14 protein-coding genes and 2 pseudogenes are annotated in these 21,044 nt (G+C 74.0%); 6 read left to right on the top strand and 10 right to left on the bottom strand.

Going from position 1 to position 21,044, the window contains the following annotated elements; genetic code table 11:
- Window positions 1-112: pseudogene (locus AB0H81_RS34230) on the top strand (MBL fold metallo-hydrolase); the annotation flags it as partial.
- 82 nt (window positions 113-194) lie between these two features.
- Here the strand turns inward: AB0H81_RS34230 and AB0H81_RS34225 are convergent.
- Together AB0H81_RS34225 and AB0H81_RS34220 are read right to left on the bottom strand one after the other, a co-directional pair.
- On the bottom strand, window positions 195-623 hold the full coding sequence (locus tag AB0H81_RS34225) for a DUF1707 domain-containing protein (RefSeq protein ID WP_358383092.1): 429 nt from the start codon (window positions 621-623) through the stop codon (window positions 195-197).
- A 38-nt stretch (window positions 624-661) separates the two neighbouring features.
- Complete coding sequence (locus tag AB0H81_RS34220) at window positions 662-1,342, bottom strand: phosphotransferase (protein WP_358383089.1); 681 nt, start codon at window positions 1,340-1,342, stop codon at window positions 662-664.
- Window positions 1,343-1,521: 179 nt separating this feature from the next.
- On the opposite strand from AB0H81_RS34220, the gene AB0H81_RS34215 reads away from it, so the two are divergent.
- The 5 genes from AB0H81_RS34215 to AB0H81_RS34195 are packed head-to-tail and all read left to right on the top strand — an operon-like array spanning window position 1,522 to window position 12,973.
- Window positions 1,522-2,358: an ABC transporter ATP-binding protein gene (locus AB0H81_RS34215; RefSeq protein WP_358383086.1), complete on the top strand. Its 837-nt coding sequence runs from the start codon at window positions 1,522-1,524 to the stop codon at window positions 2,356-2,358.
- The gene (locus AB0H81_RS34210; RefSeq protein ID WP_358383083.1) at window positions 2,348-3,166 is read left to right on the top strand and encodes an ABC transporter permease; all 819 of its coding nucleotides are present in this window, start codon (window positions 2,348-2,350) and stop codon (window positions 3,164-3,166) included. Before AB0H81_RS34215 ends, AB0H81_RS34210 begins: the two co-directional genes overlap by 11 nt.
- A gap of 51 nt (window positions 3,167-3,217) precedes the next feature.
- Window positions 3,218-7,921, top strand: a complete 4,704-nt coding sequence (locus AB0H81_RS34205) for an SDR family NAD(P)-dependent oxidoreductase (protein WP_358383080.1) — start codon at window positions 3,218-3,220, stop codon at window positions 7,919-7,921.
- Entirely contained in the window at window positions 7,918-11,808 is a 3,891-nt protein-coding gene (locus tag AB0H81_RS34200) for an SDR family NAD(P)-dependent oxidoreductase (protein ID WP_358383077.1), read from the top strand. The genes AB0H81_RS34205 and AB0H81_RS34200 overlap by 4 nt, the downstream gene beginning before the upstream one ends.
- A gap of 4 nt (window positions 11,809-11,812) precedes the next feature.
- On the top strand, window positions 11,813-12,973 hold the full coding sequence (locus AB0H81_RS34195) for an acyl-CoA dehydrogenase family protein (RefSeq protein WP_358383074.1): 1,161 nt from the start codon (window positions 11,813-11,815) through the stop codon (window positions 12,971-12,973).
- Here the strand turns inward: AB0H81_RS34195 and AB0H81_RS34190 are convergent.
- The 8 genes and pseudogenes from AB0H81_RS34190 to AB0H81_RS34155 form a co-directional block, all read right to left on the bottom strand.
- Window positions 12,936-13,598 (bottom strand): 4'-phosphopantetheinyl transferase superfamily protein, encoded by a 663-nt coding sequence (locus AB0H81_RS34190; protein ID WP_358383071.1) that lies wholly within the window; start codon window positions 13,596-13,598, stop codon window positions 12,936-12,938. The genes AB0H81_RS34195 and AB0H81_RS34190 overlap by 38 nt on opposite strands.
- Window positions 13,599-13,651: 53 nt before the next feature.
- Window positions 13,652-14,446: an alpha/beta fold hydrolase gene (locus AB0H81_RS34185; protein ID WP_358383068.1), complete on the bottom strand. Its 795-nt coding sequence runs from the start codon at window positions 14,444-14,446 to the stop codon at window positions 13,652-13,654.
- Window positions 14,443-15,531 carry an HAD-IIIC family phosphatase gene (locus tag AB0H81_RS34180; protein ID WP_358383066.1) on the bottom strand — a complete coding sequence of 363 codons (1,089 nt, stop codon included), beginning with the start codon at window positions 15,529-15,531 and terminating at the stop codon, window positions 14,443-14,445. The genes AB0H81_RS34185 and AB0H81_RS34180 overlap by 4 nt, the downstream gene beginning before the upstream one ends.
- A complete protein-coding gene (locus tag AB0H81_RS34175; protein ID WP_358383063.1) occupies window positions 15,528-16,712 on the bottom strand; it encodes an acyl-CoA dehydrogenase family protein in 1,185 nt (394 codons plus the stop codon). Before AB0H81_RS34175 ends, AB0H81_RS34180 begins: the two co-directional genes overlap by 4 nt.
- Window positions 16,709-16,960, bottom strand: a complete 252-nt coding sequence (locus AB0H81_RS34170) for an acyl carrier protein (RefSeq protein WP_358383060.1) — start codon at window positions 16,958-16,960, stop codon at window positions 16,709-16,711. The genes AB0H81_RS34175 and AB0H81_RS34170 overlap by 4 nt, the downstream gene beginning before the upstream one ends.
- Window positions 16,961-16,984: 24 nt before the next feature.
- Window positions 16,985-17,830, bottom strand: a complete 846-nt coding sequence (locus AB0H81_RS34165) for an FAD-dependent oxidoreductase (RefSeq protein WP_358383057.1) — start codon at window positions 17,828-17,830, stop codon at window positions 16,985-16,987.
- 193 nt (window positions 17,831-18,023) lie between these two features.
- Entirely contained in the window at window positions 18,024-20,942 is a 2,919-nt protein-coding gene (locus AB0H81_RS34160) for an SDR family oxidoreductase (RefSeq protein ID WP_358383054.1), read from the bottom strand.
- A gap of 13 nt (window positions 20,943-20,955) precedes the next feature.
- Window positions 20,956-21,030, bottom strand: a pseudogene (locus tag AB0H81_RS34155) (DUF742 domain-containing protein); the annotation flags it as partial.
- Between the last annotated feature and the right edge of the window lie 14 nt (window positions 21,031-21,044).

The following is a 21,044-nucleotide window of genomic DNA, read 5'->3' as shown; positions in this document are numbered from 1 at the left end:
CGCGGGCGAGGAGTGCGTGATCGTCGACCCTGGTCAGGACGCCGTGGACGGGGTCGACGAGCTGCTGCGCGAGCACCGGCTCAAGCCGGTGGCGGCGGTCGCGCCGCACGGGCCGGGCGCGGGCCGGAAGCTCGGGAGGCGCCGAGCCCCGAGAAGGAGCCGGAAGCCGGAGAAGGGTGGCGTTCGGTCAAGGGTCAGCCCGCCGTCGGGGGTGTGGCGCGGCGGCGCGTGACCACCGTCAGGACCATCAGGACGACCCCCGGCCCCGCCAGGCCGCCGGGCGAGAAGTCCACCGGGCACGGGTCCGACACGGCCTCCACGACCCAGCTCGCGACGCTGACCACCAGGGCCACGCTCCAGATCGCCCATAAGACCTTGAGCCAGCCCGGTAAGGGAGCCCGTCCGGGCGGGCGGCTCGCGGGGTCGGGCGCGGGCACGGCCGGGTCCGGGAGGTCGGCGAGCAGTTCGGCGAGGTCGTGGCGGGTCACCGACTGGTACGCGAGCCCGACCCGCTCGTCGAACTCCCGCAGGTCGAGGCAGCCCACCTCCACCGCCACCCGCAGCCGCTCGGCGGCCGCCTCCCGGTCGCCGTCGGAGGCCCGCACCTCGCGCCGCTCGTCCATCTTCCCGCCTCCCGAGTGTCGCCTGTCGTGCTGCCGGTCTACTCCCCCGCGGGCGCGGGGGCCTCGCGGGTCAGGAAGTGGTCGATCGCCGCCCGTTCCCCGGCCGCGACGTTGCCGTCCGCGCGCCGCCGCTCGCCCATCACCTTCAGGTACGGCCGCGCGGCCTCGATGTCGGCGCCGTCGCGGAAACCCTCCAGCAGCCCCTCGCGCCCCGCCGCCACGGCCGGGTCGTCCACGGGGGCGGCGGCCAGGATGAGCCAGGTGCAGGCGGTGTCCGCCCCGGACGCGCCGCGCGCGGCGTTGGCCCAGTCGATGACCCGGGGCCCGTCGGCGGTGAGCAGGACGTTGGCCGGGTGCAGGTCGAGGTGGAGCAGCCGGTTGCCGGGGCAGCCGTCGGCGGCCTGGAGCCAGCCGGGCGCGCGCACGGCCGCGAGCCTCCGCAGCAGCTCGCCGAGGAGCCGCCCGTGGCCGGGCATTCGTTCCGGCCGTTCGGCCGCCTCCTGCCGCATGCTCGTCCCCTCGACGTGCTCCATGAGGATGTCGGGACCGTCGGCGTCGAACACCTGGGGAACGGGGAAGCCGTTGCGCCAGGCGTGCCGCATGACCGAGGCCTCGCGTTCGAGGCTGCGGCCCTCGCGGGCGCGCCGGATGATCTTACCGGGGCCTGCCTGGAAGATGTCGCAGTCGAGTCCGGCCGCGATCAACGAGCCTGCGTGCATATCAGTCAGATTAGAGCGTCAAATGGAATAAGCGAAGCGTCGGGTAATTGGCCGGTTTTGCCGGTCATTACTGGCCACCAGGCGTCGCGATATTCGTCGCTATCGTGCAAGGGAACATAGGTTTGCCGCACTTATCCGCCTAACTCCATCAATTGTGGGGTGGCTGAGGAGGTGACACGTTGCTGGTCGCAACCGATCTCGTCAAACGGTACGGCACCATCCAGGCCCTGGACGGGTTCAGTCTGAGCGTGGCCGCCGGCGAGATCGTCGGGCTCGTCGGGCACAACGGCGCGGGCAAGTCGACCTTCGTCGAGATCGTGTCGTACCTGATCCGCCCGGACGGCGGTCACGTGACCATCGACGGCAGGCCGCCCTCGGCCACCCGCGGCGAGGTGGGCGTCGCGCCGCAGCACATCGCCCTGTACCCGTCGGCCACCGTCCGCGAGCACCTGGAGCTGTACGGAAGGCTCGCCGGCCTGCGGCGGGCCGCGCTGCGCGAGGCCGTCGAGGACATGAGCACCGTGCTGCGCCTCGGCGGCATCATGGACCGGCGGGCCGGCAAGCTCTCCGGCGGCCAGCAGCGCCGCACCCAGGCGGCGAGCGCGCTCGTCCACCGCCCGGCCCTGCTGCTGCTCGACGAGCCGACCGCGGGCGCCGACCTGGAGACCCGGCAGGCCATGCTCGACGTGGTCAAGCAGCGCGCCGGCGAGGGCGCGGCCGTCGTCTACACCACCCACTACCTGCCCGAGCTGACCGAGCTGCAGGCCACGATCGCGGTGGCGCGCGGCGGCCGGGTCATCGCCCGCGGAACCTGCGAGGAGCTGCTGAAGGACCTGCCGGGCGAGGTGCGCGTGACCCTCGCCGACGCGGAGGAGGTCAGCGTCTCCACCTCCGAGCCCACCGTCACCCTGATCGACCTGCTGCGCCGCATCGACCGCCCGATCAGCGCGGTGGACGTGCGCAACCCGTCCCTGGACGACCTCTATCGCTCCCTGGCGGTCCACGATGCTCCTTGACTCCGCGCCCCGCGACTCCACCCGCCCGCCCGCCGCCCCGGCCCGCACGTCGCGCCTGCTCGACGCCGCGTACCGGATCGGCGCGCTGGCCCGGCACAACGCCACCCTGCGCCTGCGCGACCCCGGGCAGATGATCAGCTACATCGTCATGCCCATGGTGCTGATGCTGGTGCTCAAGCCGCTGTACGTGCGGGCGGTGGACGGCGGCGCCGCCCAGGTCGCGACGGGCCTCATGGTGATGTTCTCGGTGTTCGCCATCTCCCTGGTCGGCAACTCGATCCTGTCGGAGCGCACCTGGCGCACCTGGGACCGGCTGCGGGTGAGCAGGGCCCCGGCCCCCGAGCTGCTCATCGGCAAGACGCTGCCGCTGTTCGTGGTGATGGTCGTCCAGCAGACGGTCCTGCTGGTCTACGGCTGCCTGGTCATCGGCCTGCCCGTGCCGCCCAACCCGGTGTACGTCCTGCTCGCCATCATGGTCTGGGCGTTCGCGCTGCTGGCGATCGGCGCGCTGCTGGCCACCGTCGTGCGCAGCCACGGCGAGCTCAGCGTCATCTCGGACGTGGGCGCGCTCACGCTCAGCTCCCTGGGCGGCGCGCTGGTGCCGCTCAGCATCATGCCCGAGTGGGCGCAGCTCGCCGCCCACCTCTCACCGGGCTACTGGGCGCTGAGCATGATGCAGGCCGCGGTACGCGGCGACGCGGCCGGCGCGGCGCCGCCCGCCGGGGTCCTGCTGGCGATCGGCCTGGTGGCCGGCGCGTTCGCCGCCCGCCGGCTCGCCCGCGGCTGGGGCCGCGGCGGCCCCATGTGACGAGGCGGCCCCCATGAAGCGAACGGCAAGGCAACTCCAGTGAAGAGGGGCATGTTGATGGACCAGCACCATCCAGCGGGCGACGCCGACATAGCCATCATCGGCATGTCCGGCCGGTTCCCCGGCGCGGCCGACGTCGAGACGTTCTGGCGCAACATCAGCACCGGCGTCGAGTCGTTCACGAGGTTCACCGACGACGAGCTGATCAGCGCCGGCGTGAGCCCCGCCACCTTCCAGCAGCCGAACTACGTGCGCTCGCGGCCCATCCTGGACGACATCCGGGGCTTCGACGCCGGCTTCTTCGGCTACAACCCGCGCGAGGCCACGCTCGCCGACCCGCAGCAGCGCATCTTCCTGGAGTGCGTGTGGGAGACCCTGGAGGCCGCCGGGTACGCGGCTCCCGAGGGCCGGGGCAGCGTGGGCGTGTTCGCCGGCATGAACATCAGCGGCTACCTGCTGACCCGGCTCAGGGCGTTCGAGATGGGCATCGACACCTCCGCCCTGATGATCGGCAACGACAAGGACTCGCTGGCCACGAACGTCTCCTTCCGCTTCGACCTGAACGGCCCGAGCCTGTCCGTGCAGACGTTCTGCTCCACCTCGCTGGTGGCCGTCCACCTGGCGAGCGAGAGCCTGCGGCGCGGCGAGTGCGACATGGCGATCGCGGGCGGCGTGTCCGTGCGCATCCCCGACCGGATCGGCTACCTGTGGGAGGAGGGCGGCCAGGAGTCGCCCGACGGGCACGTGCGCACGTTCGACGCCGAGGGCCGCGGCAGCATGTTCGGCGACGGCGCCGCCGTGGTCATGCTCAGGCGGCTGCCCGAGGCGCTGGCCGCCCGCGACACCGTGCTCGCCGTCATCCGCGGCTCGGCCATCAACAACGACGGCGCGATGAAGTTCAGCTATCTCGCGCCGAGCGTCGACGGGCAGCGCCGTTGTGTCTCCGCCGCCATCAAGCGGGCCGGCGTCGACCCGGCCGAGATCTCGTACGTCGAGGCGCACGGGACCGCCACCGAGGTGGGCGACCCGATGGAGGTGGCCGCGCTGACCCGCGCGTTCGGCTCCACCCCGGACAAGCAGTACTGCGTGCTCGGCTCGATCAAGCCGAACGTCGGCCACCTCGACCGCGCCTCCGGCGTCACCGGCCTCATCAAGGTGGTCCAGTCGCTGCGCAAGGAGCTGATCCCCGGCACCCTGCACTACCGCTCCCCCAACCCGGAGATCGACTTCGACAACAGCCCGTTCCGGGTCACCGCCGACGTCACCCCGTGGCCGCGCACCGCCGAGCGGCCCCGCGTCGCGGGCGTCAGCTCCCTCGGCATGGGCGGCACGAACGCGCACGTCATCGTCACCGAGGCGCCCGAGCCCGAGCCGCGCCGGCCCCGCTCGCGCCGGTGGCAGATCCTGCCGTTCTCGGCCCGCTCGGCCGAGGCCGCCGACCGCTCGGCCGCCCGGCTCGCCGAGCGGCTCACGGACGCGGCCGACGACCTGGGCGACGTGGCGTACACGCTCCAGGTGGGGCGGAGGGTGTTCAACCACCGCAGGTTCGTCGTCGCCGGCACCGCCGGGGAGGCCGCGGCCCGCCTCGCCGACCCGGCCGCGGCGCTCGGCCGCAACGACGCGACCGTGGGCCGCCGGACCGGCTTCCTCATCGCCGGAGTCGGCGAGCAGTACCCGGGCATGGTGGCCGAGCTGTACGCGGAGGAGCCCGGTTTCCGCGCCGACGTCAACGAGTGCCTGGCCGTGCTCGGGCTGACCGAGGCCGCGCAGCTCTCGGACGTGTTCACCCCGGCCGAGCGGGGCGCCGGCGCCGACGACCTGGCCCGGATGCTCGGCCGCGCCGAGCCCGCCGCCCCCGTCTCCACGACCGAGCCGCACATGGTGCAGCCGGCGGTGTTCGTCGCCGAGTACGCGCTGGCCCGGCAGCTCATCCGCTGGGGCGTCACCCCGGAGATCATGGTCGGCTACAGCCTGGGCGAGTACGTGGCCGCCTGCCTGGCGGGTGTGCTGTCGCTGCCCGACGCGCTGCGGCTCGTCGCCTACCGGGCCAAGCTCATCACCTCGCAGCCCGAGGGCGCCATGCTCGCGGTCTCGGCCGACGAGCGGCGGCTGCGCACCGTCCTCGGCGACCTGTACGGCGAGCGGCTGGACGTGGCCGTGCGCACCGGCTCCCAGACGGTCCTCGCCGGCCCGGCCGAGGACGTCGAGGCGGCGATGGCCACGCTGCGCGCACTGAAGATCGGCCACCGGCGGCTGGAGACCACGCACGCCTTCCACTCGCGGATGCTCAAGCCGATCGCCGACGAGCTGACCGCCTGGATCACCGACAACATCACCCTGCACCCGCCCGCCCTGCCGTACCTGAGCAACGTCACCGGCGAGATCGCCACCGCCGACGTCGTCACCGACCCGGGGTACTGGGCGCGGCACATGTGCGAGACCGTCGAGTTCGGCGCGGCGCTGGAGAAGGTTCTCGGCATCGCCGGCCTGGCGCTCGCCGAGATCGGCCCCGGCCAGTCGCTGGGCGCGCTGACCCGCGGCCACCCCGCCTGCGACCGCGCGCAGTGGCCGCTCATCGTCACCACGCTGCCCGGCGCCAACGACCCGCAGGACGCGGGCGCGGCGCTCGCCACCGCCGTCGGCCGGCTGTGGCTCACCGGCGTCACCGTCGACTGGGCCGCCCTGCACGAGGACACCGGCTGGGCCCCGGGCCGCGTCCCGCTGCCGTCCTACCCGTTCGAGCACCAGGAGTACTGGCTGGAGATCGACGAGTCGGCCCTCGGCGGCGGCGGCAGCACGCCGGTGTTCGACGAGAGCGACCCGACGAGCATCGCCAAGGCGTACCCCCGGCTGCCCGACACCCGCTGGATCCACACCCCGGTGTGGCGGCAGACCACGCTCCGGCCGCCCCGCGAGGACGAGGCCGCCCGCTGGCTCCTCTACACCTCCGACGGCGCCGCGGACGCCGTGGCCGCGCCGCTGGTCGCGCACCTGCGCGACACCGGCCGCGAGGTGGTGACGGTCCGCCCCGGCGACGCCTTCTCCGCCGGCCCGGACGGGATCACCGTACGGCCCGGCTCCCCCGAGGACGCGCTGGCCACCCTGCGCGAGCTGGCCGCCACCGACCGGGTGCCCGACCGGGTGGTCCACCTGTGGTGCGCCGACCCCGGCCAGTCCACCCCCGACTGCCTCCAGCGCGGCCTGCACACGCTGGTCGGCCTGGCCAAGGCGGCCGGCGACCTGGGCCTGCCCGGCTGGTCGCTGGACATCGTCACCACCGGCAGCCAGAAGGTGCATCCCGGCGACCGGGTGGCGTCCGCGCGCGGCACGCTGCTCGGCCCGACCCGCCTGATCCCCGTCGAGTACCCGCGCGTCACCACCCGCCTCATCGACGTGGACCCGGACGGCCTGTCCGGCGGGGCGCTGGTGGCCGAGCTGCGGGCCGAGCCGGCCGACCAGGTCGTCGCCCTGCGCGGCGGCGGGCGCTGGATCCCCGACTACGAGGTCCTCGACGCCTCCGTCATCGAGCAGGCTCCCCCGGTCGCCCAGGTCAGGCCCGGCGGCGCGTACATCGTCACCGGCGGGCTCGGCGGCATCGGCCTGGCCATGGCCGAGCGGCTGGCCGGGCAGTTCCAGGCCCGGCTCGTCCTGCTCGGCCGCACCCCCGTACCGCCCCGCGACCAGTGGACCGCGATCCTCGCCTCCGACGGCACGGCCGGCGAGGTGCGCCGCCGCCTCGAAGGGCTGCTCCGCCTGGAGGCGGCCGGCGCCGAGGTCGTCACCGTCGCGGGCGACGTGTCCCGCGTCGAGGACGTGCGCCGGGCGGTGGACGCCGCGCTCGACCGGTTCGGCGAGCTGAACGGCGTCGTCCACTGCGCGGGCGTGCCCGCGGTCGGCCTCATGCAGTTCAAGACCGCCGCCGACGTCGAGCGCGTGCTGGCCCCCAAGGTCGGCGGCACGCTGGCCCTGGCCGAGGTGCTGCGGGACGTGCCGGTGGACTTCCTCGCCCTCTACTCGTCCACCACCTCCGCGACGGGCGGCGGCGCCGGCCAGGTCGACTACTGCGCGGCCAACGCCTTCCTCGACGCGTTCGCGCTCAGCGACGAGCTGCCCGGCGTCCACGTCACCTCGGTCGACTGGTGCGAGTGGACGTGGAACGGCTGGACCGACGGCCTGGAGAACTACGACGAGGGCTCCAAGCAGTACTTCACCTGGTACCGGGAGAACTTCGGCCTCACCTTCGACCAGGGCTGGCAGACGCTGCTGCGGGTGCTGGCCAGCGGCGAGCGGCACGTGGTGGCCTCCACGCAGGACTTCGCCCCGCTCGTCGCGATGAGCCGCAGGTCGTCCATCGAGAGCCACCAGGCGACGGTCAAGAAGATCCGCGACGCGTTCGGCCGGCACCCCCGGCCCGACCTGTCCACCGCGTACGTCGAGCCGCAGACGCCCGCCGAGGAGACCATCGCCGGCGTGTGGGCCGAGGCGCTCGGCCTGGAGCAGGTCGGCGTGCACGACAACTTCTTCGAGCTCGGCGGCAACTCGCTGCTCGGCATGGAGATCATCGCCGAGGTCAGGCGGGCGCTGGAGCTGTCCTACCTGCCGCCGCACATCCTCTACCAGGCGCCCACGATCGCCTCCCTGGCGGAGGCGGCCCGCGCCGGCCAGGAGCCCGAGGAGCAGCCGGCCGACGCCCGTGACCAGCAGCGCTCCCGCATCGCCCAGCGCCGCACCATGCTCAGAGGAAGGGCCTCATGACCGACAACGGAACCGACTACGACTCCGCGGTCGCGCTGATCGGCATGTCCGGGCGTTTCCCGGGCGCCGCGAGCGTCGGCGAGCTGTGGAGGAACCTGCTCGCCGGCGTGAAGGGCCTGCGCGCGATCACCGACGAGGAGCTGCGGGAGGCCGGGGTCGAGCCCGGCAAGCTCGCCGACCCGCGGTACGTGCGCGTCGGCGGCCCGCTCGACGACATCGACCGCTTCGACGCGACCGTCTTCGGCATCAACCCGCGCGAGGCCGAGACGATGGACCCGCAGCACCGGCTGTTCCTGGAGTGCTCCTGGGAGGCGCTGGAGGCGGCCGGCTACTGCCCGACCGACGTGCCCGGCCAGGTGGCCGTGTTCGGCGGCTGCGGCTTCCCCGACTACGTGGTGCAGAACATCCAGCACCTCACCAGCCAGCCGGGCGGCGCGCTGCTCATGGCCGTGGGCAACGAGCGCGACTCGCTGGCCTCGCTGGTGTCGTACAAGCTGGGGCTGCGCGGGCCGTCGGTGTCGGTGCAGACGTTCTGCTCGACCTCGCTCGTGTCGGTGCACCTGGCGTGCCAGAGCCTGCTGACGTACGAGTGCGACATCGCCGTGGCGGGCGGCTCGTTCACGCCGCTGCCGCAACCGGCCGGCTACCTGTACGAGCAGGGCGGCATCATGTCGCCCGACGGCCGGGTGCGCAGCTTCGACGCCGAGGCGAGCGGCACCGTGATGGGCAGCGGCGCCGGCGTGGTGGCGCTCAAGCGCATGTCCGACGCGCTGGCCGACGGCGACGTGATCCACGCGGTCATCCTGGGTTCGGCGGCCAACAACGACGGCCGGCTGCGGGCCGGCTACACCGCGCCGGGCGTGGACGGCCAGGCCGAGGTGATCGAGTCGGCGCTGGGCGTGGCCGGGGTCAAGCCGGACACGGTCGGCTACGTGGAGTGCCACGCCACGGGCACGATGCTGGGCGACTCGATCGAGCTGGCGGCGATGAACCGGGTGTTCGCGCCGACGCGGGAGACGCCGTGCGTGCTGGGCTCGCTGAAGCCGAGCCTGGGCCACCTGGACCGCGCGTCGGGCGTGACGGGGCTGATGCGGGCCGCCATGACGCTCAAGAACGAGCTGCTGCCGGGCACCCCCGACTACGAGACGCCGAACCCCGCCCTGGCGAGCGCCCAGGACCGGTTCACGGTGCTGAGGGAGCACCGGCCGTGGACGGCGGGGCCGCATCCGCGCCGGGCGGGCGTCAGCTCGTTCGGGCTCGGCGGCACGAACGCGCACGTCGTGCTGGAGCAGGCGCCGCCACGACCGGCCCGTCCGGCGCGGCCGGGGCCGCACCTGCTGGTGTTCTCGGCGGCCGACGAGCAGGCGCTGACGGACGTGACCGAGCGGCTGCGGGCGCACCTGGCGGAGGAGGCGAGCGGTGAGGACTTCGCGGACGTGGCGTTCACGCTGCAGGTGTCGCGGGGCGGCTTCGCGCTGCGGCGGGCGGTGGTGTGCCGCGACCGGGACGACGCGGTGGCCGCGCTGGGCGACCCGTCGCGGTGGATCGGCGGCAAGACGCAGCGGCGCAACCCGAAGGTGCGGCTGAGCGCGCCGGACCCCGGTGTGCCGGACGGCTGGTGGGCGGAGCTGCGGGCGGCCGTGGACACGGTCCTGCGCCGTGCCGGGGTCTCATCGTCGGGCGCCGCACGGGTCGCCTCGCCGTCGGCCGGTGAGCCGTCGGGCGCGGGCGGGGACCGGGAGCAGGCGCTCGGAGCGCTGGCCGACGGGCTCGGCGGTGTGGGCGTCCACGTGCTCAAGGGCGACGGCGCCGGTCAGACCGTCGAGGAGGTCGTGGTCGCGCCGGACGGCGACGCCCCGGCCGCCGAGTGGCTGCTGGCCACGGTGGCGCGGCTGTGGCTGGCGGGCGCGGCGATCGACTGGCCGGCGCTGCACGGCGGCGAGGGCCGCCGGGTGGAGCTGCCGACGTACCCGTTCCAGCGGCGCCGGTTCTGGGTCAAGGCGAACCCGGCGGCGCAGGCCCAGGCCCAGCAGCAGGGCCCGGGCAAGGACTTCGACCTGCGCCACTGGACGTACCTGCCGACGTGGCGACCCCACCCGCTGCCGCTGGCCGGTCTGGACGAGCGGCTGCGCCTGGCGGGCCCGTGGCTGGTGTTCTCCGGCGACGAGCGGGGCGAGGCGCTGGTGGAGCGGCTCACGCGGGCGGGCGCCGAGGTGACGGCGGTGCGTGCCGGCGACCGGTTCGGCCAGGACGACGACGGCGACTTCACGATCCGGCCGGGCAAGGCCGACGACGTGGCCGAGCTGTTCTACTCGCTGGTGGCGGCGCCGCGCGCGATCGTCCACGGCTTCAGCCTGGCGAGCCCCGAGGCCGGGCCGGGGGCGGACCCGGTGGAGCACTTCACGTCCGAGCAGGCCCGCGGCTTCTACTCCGCGCTGTCCCTGGCCAGGGAGCTGGTGGACAACACGGGGTCGGCGCCGCGGGCCGAGCTGGTGCTGCTCACCTCGTACGCGGTGGGCGTGTCCGGCGCCGACCTGCGCCACCCGGAGCACTCCACGCTCGCCGCCCTCGCGCCGAGCCTCCAGCAGGAGAACCCGCGGCTGCGCTGCCGCAGCGTGGACGTGGACGGCGCCGAGCCGGGCCGGGACCTGGCGGCGCTGGCCGAGCAGGTGCTGGCCGCGGCGGTCTGCCCGCACGAGGGGCCGGTGGCGCTGCGCGCGGGCGAGACGTGGCTGCGGGACTACCGGCAGTACCCGGTGGACGCGCCCGCCCCCGAGGAGCGCGGGTTCCGCGACGGCGACACCGTGCTCGTCACCGGCGGCCTCGGCGACGTCGGCCTGGTGCTCGCCCGGCACCTGGCGAGCACGTACGGCTGCCGGCTGGTGCTCACGGCCCGCTCGGCGCTGCCGCCGCGCGAGGAGTGGGACGCCTTCCTCGCGGACGTGCCGCCCGGGGCGGAGCGCACGGCCCGGCACATCACCAACATCCGCGACCTGGAGGCCCGCGGCGCGACGGTGCTCGCCCTGTCGGCCGACGTGGCCGACGAGGAGGCGATGCGCGCGGTCGTGGCGGAGGCCGTGGACCGCTTCGGCGGGATCGACGTCGTCGTCCACGGCGCGGGCGTGCAGGACGGCGCGTACTTCAACTTCGCGCACCTGATGGACCGCCAGCAGTGCGACGCGCACCTGGCGGCCAAGGTGACCGGCTTCCACGTGCTGCAGAAGGTGCTCGGCGAGCGGTGCCCCGACCGGCGCATCACGCTGTCGTCCATAGCGTCGGTGCTGGGCGGCATGACGCTCGCCCCGTACGCGGCGGCGAACGCGGCGCTGGACGCCTACGTCCGCGCGGCCCGCACGGCCGGCGCCGGGCGGTGGGTGACCGTCGACTGGGACACCTGGAACATCGACCCCGACCGGGTGGCCGGGCACAGCGGGGCGGTCGTCGACTACGCGATGACCCCGGCCGAGGGCGTGGAGGTGTTCGAGCGGGCGCTGTCGGCGGCCGACCGGGCCGGGCACTTCGTCATCTCGACCGGCCCGCTGGAGGCGCGGCTCGCGCAGTGGGTCACGGGCGACATCCACGAGGCCGGCGACGAAGACGACGACCAGGAGCGGCACCCGCGGCCGGAGCTGAACAACCCGTACGTCGAGCCGCGCGAGGGCACCGAGGCGACGCTGGCCGCGATCTGGTCGCGGGTGCTCGCCATCGAGCCGATCGGCGCGCTGGACAACTTCTTCGAGCTCGGCGGCCACTCGCTGCTCGCGATCGAGCTCACCACCCGCGTCCGCAAGCAGCTGAACGCGTCCGTGCCGGTCACCGGCCTGCTGGAGTGCCCGACGGTGCGCCAGCTCGCCGAGCTGCTCGACGCCCGTGACGAGCAGGAGTGAGCCGGTGAAACAGCCCGAGTACCTGCGCGCGGTCCAGGGCTTCGCCCGGCGCGAGCTGACCGGCGACGACGCCCACCTCGACTCGCTGGCCGAGGCGCCGCTGCCCCTCTACGCGCGGTTCGCGGAGACGGGGCTGGCCAACTGGTGGCTGCCCAAGGAGCACGGCGGGCTCGGCCTCGGCCTGGAGGAGAGCGTCCGCATCACCAGCGAGCTGGCCTACCACGACGCCGGGGTGGCGTTCACCCTGTTCATCCCGATCCTGACGACGAGCATGGTGACCTGGTACGGCTCGGAGGAGCTGAAGGAGCGCCACCTCGGCCGGCTGGTGGCGGAGAACGGCTTCGCCGCCACGCTCGGCAGCGAGCACGCGGCGGGCAGCGAACTGGCCCGCATGACGACGACCGCCCGGGTCGAGGGCGACACGGTCGTCCTCGACGGGCAGAAGGCGTTCTCCACGAACACGGGCTTCGCCCAGTTCCTCGTGGTGATCGCGCGCAGCCAGGAGGACCCGTCGGGCTATCTGGCGGTGCTCGTGCCGCGCGACACCCCGGGCGTCACCGTGGACAAGCGGTGGGACGTCATCGGGCTGCGCTCGTCGGCCACCTACCAGGTGTCGCTGTCGGGCGTGCGCGTGCCGGCGGCCAACGTGCTGCGCGGCAACGGGCTGCGCCTGCTGGAGGTGGGCCTGAACGCCAGCCGCGTCCTCATCGCCACCACGGCGCTCGGCGTCGCCCGCCGGATCCGGGACGTGTGCATGGACTACGGCAAGACGAAGTCGGTGAAGGGCGCGCCACTGACGGCCAACGCGGTGTTCGCCTCCCGGCTGGGGCAGTTCGAGATGCAGATCGAGGTCATGACCAACCAGTGCCTGGCCGCGGCGCGGGCGTACGACGCGATCGCGGCCCGGCCCGACGCGGGCGAGGAGTTCCTGCGCACGGGCACGCTGAAGCAGGCGCTGACGACGAAGATGTTCTGCGGGCAGACCGGCTGGCAGATCGCCTCGACGGCGTCGGAGATGTTCGGCGGGCTGGGGTACACGCACGAGTCCGTCATCGGCAAGCTGACACGCGACATGAGGTACGTCTCGATCGTCGAGGGCGGCGACGACGTGCTGCGGGACCTGGTGTTCAGCCGGTACGTGGTGCCGGTGTCGAAGCGGTCGTGACCAGGGCGGCGGCGTAGCCGGGGGCCACGTCGAGCCACCGCACCGGCCACGGCTCCTGACCCGGGGAGCGCGACGAGACCGTCGCGCTCCCCGTTCCCGTCTCCGTGACCAGGCAGCCGCGCAGGCCGGCCAGCCCGGCGCCCGTGGCCTTGACGTACGCCTCCTTGGCGGTCCACAGCCGGAAGTACTCCGCGAGGCCGCGCTCGCGCACCCGCTCGGCCTCCTCCGGCTGGTACATGCGCCGGGCCAGCTCCACGTGGTCGAGGTCGGCGCGGATCCGCTCGACGTCCACGCCCACGCGCGTGCCGGGCGCGGCCACGGCGACCAGGGCCCACTCGCCCGAGTGCGACAGGTTGAAGTCGAACCCGCCCCGCTCCGGTTCCAGGCACGGCCGGCCGGACTCCTCCGTCGTGAACCGGACGTCCTCCGGGGCCAGGCCGCACAGCCGGCCGAGCACCGAGCGCATCGCCGCGTGCGCCACCACGTACCGGTGGCGCTCCCCCGCGTCGGCGAAGCGCGCCGCCCGGTCGCGCTCGGCGGCGGACAACCAGCCGCACCACCCCTCGTGGGCGGGCCGGTCGAGCCGCACCTTCCACACCTCGGCCGCCCCCGCGAGGGGCTCCACACGCGGACGGTGCGGGAGTGGCAGCCACTCCCGCACCGTCACCGGGCGAACCGTCACACCCACGGCCGCAGCGCCTCCGCCAGGATGCGATGGGTCCGCTGGGCCTGCTCGAACACCGCGAAGTGCCCGCCGTCGAAGCCGTGCAGCGTGAACTCGCGGGCCGTCTGGTCCAGCCACCTGGCCAGCTTCACCGGCGAGACCCGCGGGTCGGTCTCCCCGCACAGCGCCGAGATCGGCACGTCCAGCGGCGGCTCCTCCTCGTAGACGTACGTCTCCTTGACGGTGAAGTCGGCCTGCACCGACGGCAGCACCATGTCCAGCGCCTCCGGGTCGGCCAGCAGCCACTCCGGGGTGCCGCCGAGCCCGCGCAGCAGCGCCACCAGCTCGGGCCTGCTCATCCCGCCGACCGGCGGTCCCGACTCGTCCGTGACGTGCGGGGCGTCGGAGCCGGACACGAACAGGTGCACCGGTTCCGGGCCGCCGCGCCGCCGGATCTCCCGGACCAGCTCGAACGCCACGATGGCGCCCAGGCTGTGCCCGTACAGGGTGTACCTGCGGCCGGCCGCCGACAGCTCGACGTCGGCGAGCACGACGTCCGCGAGGTCCGACACGAGCGGAGCCATCCGCAGGTACGGCGGCTCCTTGTGCCGGCCCTCCCGGCCGGGCGGCTGCACCGGCTGCACGGCGACGCCGGACAGCTTGCGCTGCCACAGCCGGAACGCCGAGGCGGCGCCGCCCGCGTGCGGCAGGCAGTACATCGGCAGCGCGCCCGGCTCGGTGCCGGTCAGCCCCCGGAACGGCAGCCACCGCGCCAGCGCCTCGTCGCTCACCAGCTCGCCGACGGTCATGTCGTCCTCACTTCGAGCCGCACGTACGGCGGGGGCGGCTGCACCGCGCTCAGGTCGGCCTCCAGCACCACGTGCGCCCCGTCCCGTTCCACCTCCCTGAAGCCGGCGAACGCGTACGTCACCTGCATCATGCGGTTGCGTCCGGTCTCGACGAAGTCGGCGCGCAGCGCCGCGCCCTCCTCGGCGGCCAGCCGCATGATGTGGTTGAGCAGCACCATGCCGACCCCGCGCGACATCACCCGGCACGACATGAGCATCATGTTGAGCCGCCAGGCGTCGGCGCCCTTCTCCACCAGCGCCAGCCCGATCTTGCCGTAGCTCCCGAACCTGTCGGTGAGCGAGGCCACGAGGAGCAGGTGGTCGTCCGACTCGCGTAGCTCGTCCAGCTCGTCGTAGGAGTACGTGCGGCCGGTCGAGTTGAGCTGGTTGGTGCGGACCGTGAGCTCCTCGGCCCGCTGGAGGTCCTCGCGGGCGGCCGGGGCGATGGTGAACTCCATCCCCAGGCCGGCGAGGAACTCCTCGTTGGTGCCGACGAAGTCCTGCTCCAGCTCGTCGCGGGCGATCTGCCCCTGGTACATGTGGCGCCGCTGCGCCGACTCGTCGGTGACGAACCGGGGCTGGAACTCCGGCCGGGCCAGCGCCTCCTCCAGGTCGAGGATGTCGACGCAGGTGACCTCCGGCACGCCGTGCGCCACCTCGGCCCGCTCGAACTCCTGGTCGTCGACGAACGCGAACGCGTCCAGGCCGAGGTTGAGCGCCTTGGCGATGCTCCGGATCGACTCCGACTTGGGGTTCCACCCGATCTGGGGGTGGAGGAACATCTCCTCCAGGCCGAGGGCGCGCAGCTGGGCCAGCGCGGTGTCCCGGTCGTTCTTGCTGGCCACGGAGTGCAGGATGCCCTTGCGGTCCAGCTCGTGGATGCGCTCGACGACGGCCGGCCGGACGTGGACCTCGCCGTCCTCCAGCAGCACGCCGTTCCAGAGGGTGTTGTCGAGGTCCCACACGATGCACTTGATGCGGCCCCGCGCCGGCTTCCGAGGAAGCAGGGCGACGCCGGCGTCCGAACTCTCGGCGGTAACGCTCATCCGGTCTTCTCCCGATCCGCCACGCCAGCGATGGTCATCCGCTGGATCTCGTTGCTGCCTTCGATGATCTCCATCACCTTGGCGTCCCTGTAGTAGCGCGCCACGGGGTAGCCGGTTCCGCACCCGTTGGCGCCGTGGATCTGCACGGCCTCGGAGGCGTGCCGGGCGGCGGCGGTGGAGGCGAAGTACTTCGCCACCCACGTCGCCATAATCGTGGACGCCTCGCCGGCGTCCTTGAGGCGGCCGGCCTCGGCCAGCAGCAGCCGGGCCGCCCGCGCGTCGGTCACCATGTCGGAGAGCTTGGCCTGGATGAGCGGCAGCTTCGCCAGCGGCGTGCCGCCCACCTCGCGGCTCGCGGCGTAGGCGGCCGACGCCTCCAGGCACGCCTGGACGATGCCGACCGACCCGGCCGCCACGCTGTAGCGGCCCAGGTCGAGGGTGCCCGTGAGCACCATGCCGGCGGTGAAGCCGCTCGGGCCGAGCAGCGCGTCCCTGTCGAGCACGACGTCGGTGAAGCTGATCTCCGCGAGCATGGACGCGCGGGTGCCGAGCATGTCGTCGATCGGCCGCACCTCCACGCCCGGCGTGTCCCTCGGCACCAGGAACGCGCCGATGCTGGCCGCGGTGCGGGCGAACACGAGGAACACGTCCGCCCGCTGCCCGCCGGTCGTCCACTTCTTGACGCCGTTCAGCACCCAGCCGCCGCCGGACCCGGCGGCGGTCGTGGTGATGCCCGAGGTGTCACTGCCGGCGCCCGGCTCGGACAGGCAGAACGCGCCCAGGCGCTCCCCGGCGGCGAACGCGGGCGCCCACCGCTCGCGCTGCTCCGGGCTGCCCCAGCGCTGCACGGTCCACGCCGCCATGGTGTGGACCGTGAGCAGGCTGCGCAGCGAGGAGCAGCCGCGGCCCACCTCCTCGTGGACCTCGCCGAGCGTCACCCAGTCCATGCCGGCCCCGCCCGCCTCGGGGGGCAGGAACGGCGCCCACAGGCCCGCCTCCGCCACCCGCCGCAGCAGTTCCTCCGGCACGCGTCCCGCCCGGTCGTAGGCGTCGGCGTACGGCGCCACGTGGGTGTCGACGAACGCCCGCGCGGAGCTCCGGCCCGTGACCGGCCGTGCCGCGGCGCGCTCCGCCGGGACCGGCGGAGCGGCGGCGGGCGGCGCCACGCCGGTGACGGTCACGCGACGGCCGGCTCGGCCAGGAGCCGGGTCACCAGCTCGGACATGGAGGTCGCGGTGCGGAAGTTGTCGATCCGCAGCTCCTCGTTGGGGATGGTGACGCCGAACGTCTTCTCGACGAACATCACCAGCTCCATCGCGAACAGCGAGTTGACGAAGCCGAGCGCGAAGATGTCCTGCGACTCGGTGATCTCGGCCTGCGGGTACCGGTCGCGGACGAAGCCGAGGATCTGGCCCTGGGTGTCGGTCATCGAAACAGCTCCCTCTTTCTGTCGTTACTGGGCGTAGGTGTAGAAGCCGCGGCCGGACTTGCGGCCGTGCAGCCCGGCGTCGGTCATCTGCTTCAGCAGCGGGCAGGGGCGGTACTTGCTGTCGGCGTAGTGCTCGTAGAGCACCTCGACGCTGTAGAGGATCGTGTCGACGCCGATCAGGTCGGCCGTCTCCAGCGGGCCCATCGGGTGGCCGAAGCAGCTGCGGAAGACCTCGTCCACCGACTCGGCGTCGGCCACGCCCTCGTGGACGAGGTAGGCGGCCTCGTTGACGGTGAGCATGAGCACCCGGTTGGAGATGAAGCCGCAGGAGTCCTTGACGTCCACGGACTTCTTGCCCATGGCCGTGAGCAGGTCGCGGGTGCGCTGGACGGTCTCCGGCGAGGTGTGGAAGCCGGGGATCAGCTCCACGGCGGGCTTGGCCGGGACGGGGTTCATGAAGTGGACGCCGATCACCTTGTCGGGGCGCTTCGTCACGGCGCCGACCTTGGTGATGGGGATGGCGGAGGTGTTGACGACGAAGACGGTGTCCGGGCCGCACTCGCGGTCCAGGGTCTCGTACACCTCGCGCTTGACGTCCCAGTTCTCGGTGACGTTCTCGATGACCAGGTCGGCCTTGGCGGCGCCGGCTGCGCCGACGGCCGTGGAGATCCTGGCCAGCACCTCGTCCGGGTCGAGGGCGGGGCCGCCCATGAGCCGGCTCATCCGGGTGTTGCGCGCGACGGTGGCCAGCGCGTCCGCCAGGATCCGCTCGTCCTTGTCGACCAGCACCACGTCGTGTCCCGTCTGGGCGAGGTTCTGGGCGACCCCGACTCCCATGACGCCAGCGCCGATCACGCCGATAAGGGTCATGTCCGCTCCGTTCCGCTCATCGTTGGTCTTCTCGCATCGCTCTGTGGGTCTTCTCGTAGGATCCGCCGCCCGGAAGTCGTCCGGCCGCCGGTAGGGGTGCCGTCCTGAAGTCGTCCGGCACCGCGTAGGGGTCGTGGGGAAGCCAGGGGCCGTGCCCGGCGTCGCGGGGAAGCCGTCACTGTGGGGATGGCCGTCACCGTCCTCGCCTGCGCGCCGCCGACGCCTCCAGGCCCGAGCGGCGCAGTTGCGCGCGCACCTGGCTGCCGCCGCCCGAGCCGGCCAGGGCCGGGGCCGCGCCCGAGGCCAGCGCCTCGACGGTCCGGCCGAGCGCGGCCACGGTCGGCGCCTCGTACAGGACGTGGGGCGGCAGCTCGTCCAGCTCGAACGCGCGGCGCACGGCGGCCACGATGGCGACGCCGAGCAGCGAGTTGCCGCCGAGCTCGAAGAAGTTGTCCAGCACCCCCACCCGGTCGAGGCGCAGCGACTCGCCCCAGATGGCGGCGATGGTCTCCTCGGCGTGGCCGTCCGGCTCCTGGTAGGCGGTGAGCAGCTCGGGCCTCGGATGCCGCTCGCCGCCCGCGCCGCCCATCGCCGGCGAGGTCACCACGTCCACGGTGAACTCGCTGCTGCCGCGCACCAGCGTCGGGAAGTCCTGGGTGGAGACGACGACCCTCGGCTCGCCGGTGGCCAGGGCGCGCAGCAGCGAGCGCCAGCCGTCGTCGAACGCGATGCCGACGCGGGCCCGGTTCTGCCGGAAGAAGTCCTGGAGCGCCTCCTCGTACCCGGCGAGCCCGGCCTCCCAGGCGTTCCACGTCCACTCGCCCCAGCCGACGGACACCACGCGCCGGCCCGTCGCCGCCAGCCGGTGGGCGTAGGCGTCGAGGAAGGCGTTGGCGGCGCAGTAGTCGACCTGGCCGGGGCCGCCGCCGGTGGCCGAGGTGATCGAGGAGAACAGCACGAGGAAGTCCAGCGCGACCTCGTCCGGCCGGCCCAGGCGCAGCGCCTGGGCGAGCGCGAGCGTGCCGGCCAGCTTGGGCGCCAGCACCTCGTCCAGCTCCTCGGGCCGTTTGAACTGCATGAGGCCCATGGCCGGGACGCCGGCCGCGTGCAGGACGCCGTGCAGGGCCCCGAACCGGGCGACGGCCGTGTCCACGGCGCGGCGCACGTCCTCCGGCCGGGAGACGTCGCCGGTGACGATCTCCACCTCGGCGCCCAGCGCCTCCAGCTCCGCGACGGCCCGGACGCGCCGCCGGGTGGTCTCCCCGGCGTGGGTGTCGCCGGACAGGATGCCGGCCCAGTCGGCGCGGGGCGGCAGGCCGTGGCGGGCCAGCAGCACCAGCCGCGCCCGGCACGCGCGCACCAGGTGCTCGGCCAGGCCCAGCGCGATGCCGCCCAGACCACCGGTGACCAGGTACACGCCGCCCTCCCGCAGGGGCTCCTTCTCGGGGGGCGGAGCCGGGAGGGGGTCGTAGCCGGGGATCCAGCGGCGGCCCCGGCGCAGCGCCACGGTCCGCTCGGTCTGCGGGCGGGCCAGCTCGGCGGCCAGGCCGTCCAGGTCGCGCGGGCCGGGCCCGGCGGGCAGGTCGACGAGACGGGTGGTCACGCCCGGGTACTCCAGCGGGATCACCGCGCACGGGCCGAGCAGCGTCGCGCCGTACGGGTCGGCCACCTCGTCGCCGAGGACCGGCTGCGTCCCCGCGACGGCCACGTCCAGCGACCACGCCCCGATGCCGGACTCGCCGGCGGCGCGGGCGAGCGCCACGAGCGTCCGCAGACCGAGGTCCACGGCCTGCCCGGCGGCCTCCGCCGGATCATCCGCACCAGCGGTGTTCGTGGCCGAGGCGTCCGCGGCGTCCAGGGTCCAGAGGTGGACGACGCGGTCCAGCGGGCGGCCGGTGAGGCGAAGGTCGCGCAGCAGCGCCAGGGTGTCGGCCACGTTGCCGGGCCGGATCGCGTACCCGTCGCCGGTGGCGGTGTAGGCGTCGCCCGGCCGAACCTCCGTCACGGCCGCGCCCGAGGGGACGACGGCGGTGCGCAGCCGGTCGGCGGCCTCGTCGGCGAGCCCGTCGCGGGTGAACACCAGCCAGGACCCGGGCTGCCGCTCCGAGGCCGCGGGCGGCGCGGTCTGCCGCCACACCGGCAGGTACAGCCACTGCTCCTCGGGCAACTTGGGCAGGCTGGTGATGGCCTCGAACAGGTCGGCGGGCGTCTCGGCCGCGAGCTCGCCGGCCTGCCTGCGCGCTCCCGAGGGCGGGTCGATCCAGTAGCGCTGCCGCTGGAACGGATACGTCGGCAGCGGTACCCGCCCGGGCAGGCCCTCGCGGGGGCCGGCCGCGCCGTCGTCCGGGGTGCGGCCGTGGTAGGCGTTCCAGTCGAGGGTGACGCCGCACAGCCACAGCCGGGCCAGGGCGCCGGCCAGCGCCTCGTCGCCGGGCCGCGTGTCGCTCGCGGCGGGCAGCGTGTGCGTGACGAGCGGCCACCGCTCCGGCGGGCAGCCCGCGCCGCGCACCATCGTGCCGAGCGACTGGCCCGGCCCGATCTCCACCACCGCCAGGCCGGGGTCGGCCAGCAGCGTGCCGATGCCGTCGGCGAAGCGGACCGTGCCGCACATGTGCCGCGCCCAGTAGCCGGGGTCCTGCACGAGCGCGGCGTCCACGACGGCGCCGGTCAGGTTCGACACGTACGGCAGGGCCGGCGGGTTGAGCCGGACGTTGGCCTCGACCCAGCGGGTCAGCTCGTCCGCCAGCGGCTCCAGCATGCGGGAGTGGAAGGCGTGGGTGGTCTCCAGCGGCCGGCACGGCACCTCGGCGGCGCGCAGGTCCTCAGCCAGCCGTTCGACGTCCTCGACGGGCCCGGCGACGACGGTGACCTGCGGGCCGTTCACGGCGGCGACGTCGAGGCCGCGCCCGTCCAGCCGGAAGCGGGCGCGCAGCCGGTCGGGCGACAGCGAGACGGCCAGCATGGAACCCGCGGGCATCGGGGCGATGAGCCGGGCCCGGTGCGCGACCAGGGCGACGGCGTCGGGCAGGGACAGCACGCCCGACAGGCAGGCGGCGACGTACTCGCCGAGGCTGTAGCCGAGCATGAGCCGGGGCTGGAGGCCCCAGGCCATGAGCGTGCGCCGCTGAGGGGGACGTCACAGAGATGAGGCCGTTGTCACGCAGATCGCCGAGCAGTACCCGGACGACCCCGATGGGCAGGTCCAGTTCGACGG

The sequence above is a fragment of the Nonomuraea sp. NPDC050691 genome, from assembly GCF_040654455.1.
In the GTDB taxonomy this organism is placed as follows: Bacteria; Actinomycetota; Actinomycetes; order Streptosporangiales; family Streptosporangiaceae; genus Nonomuraea.
Note: the sequence above shows the minus strand (reverse complement) of the source record. Positions and strands in the feature narration are given on the sequence as shown.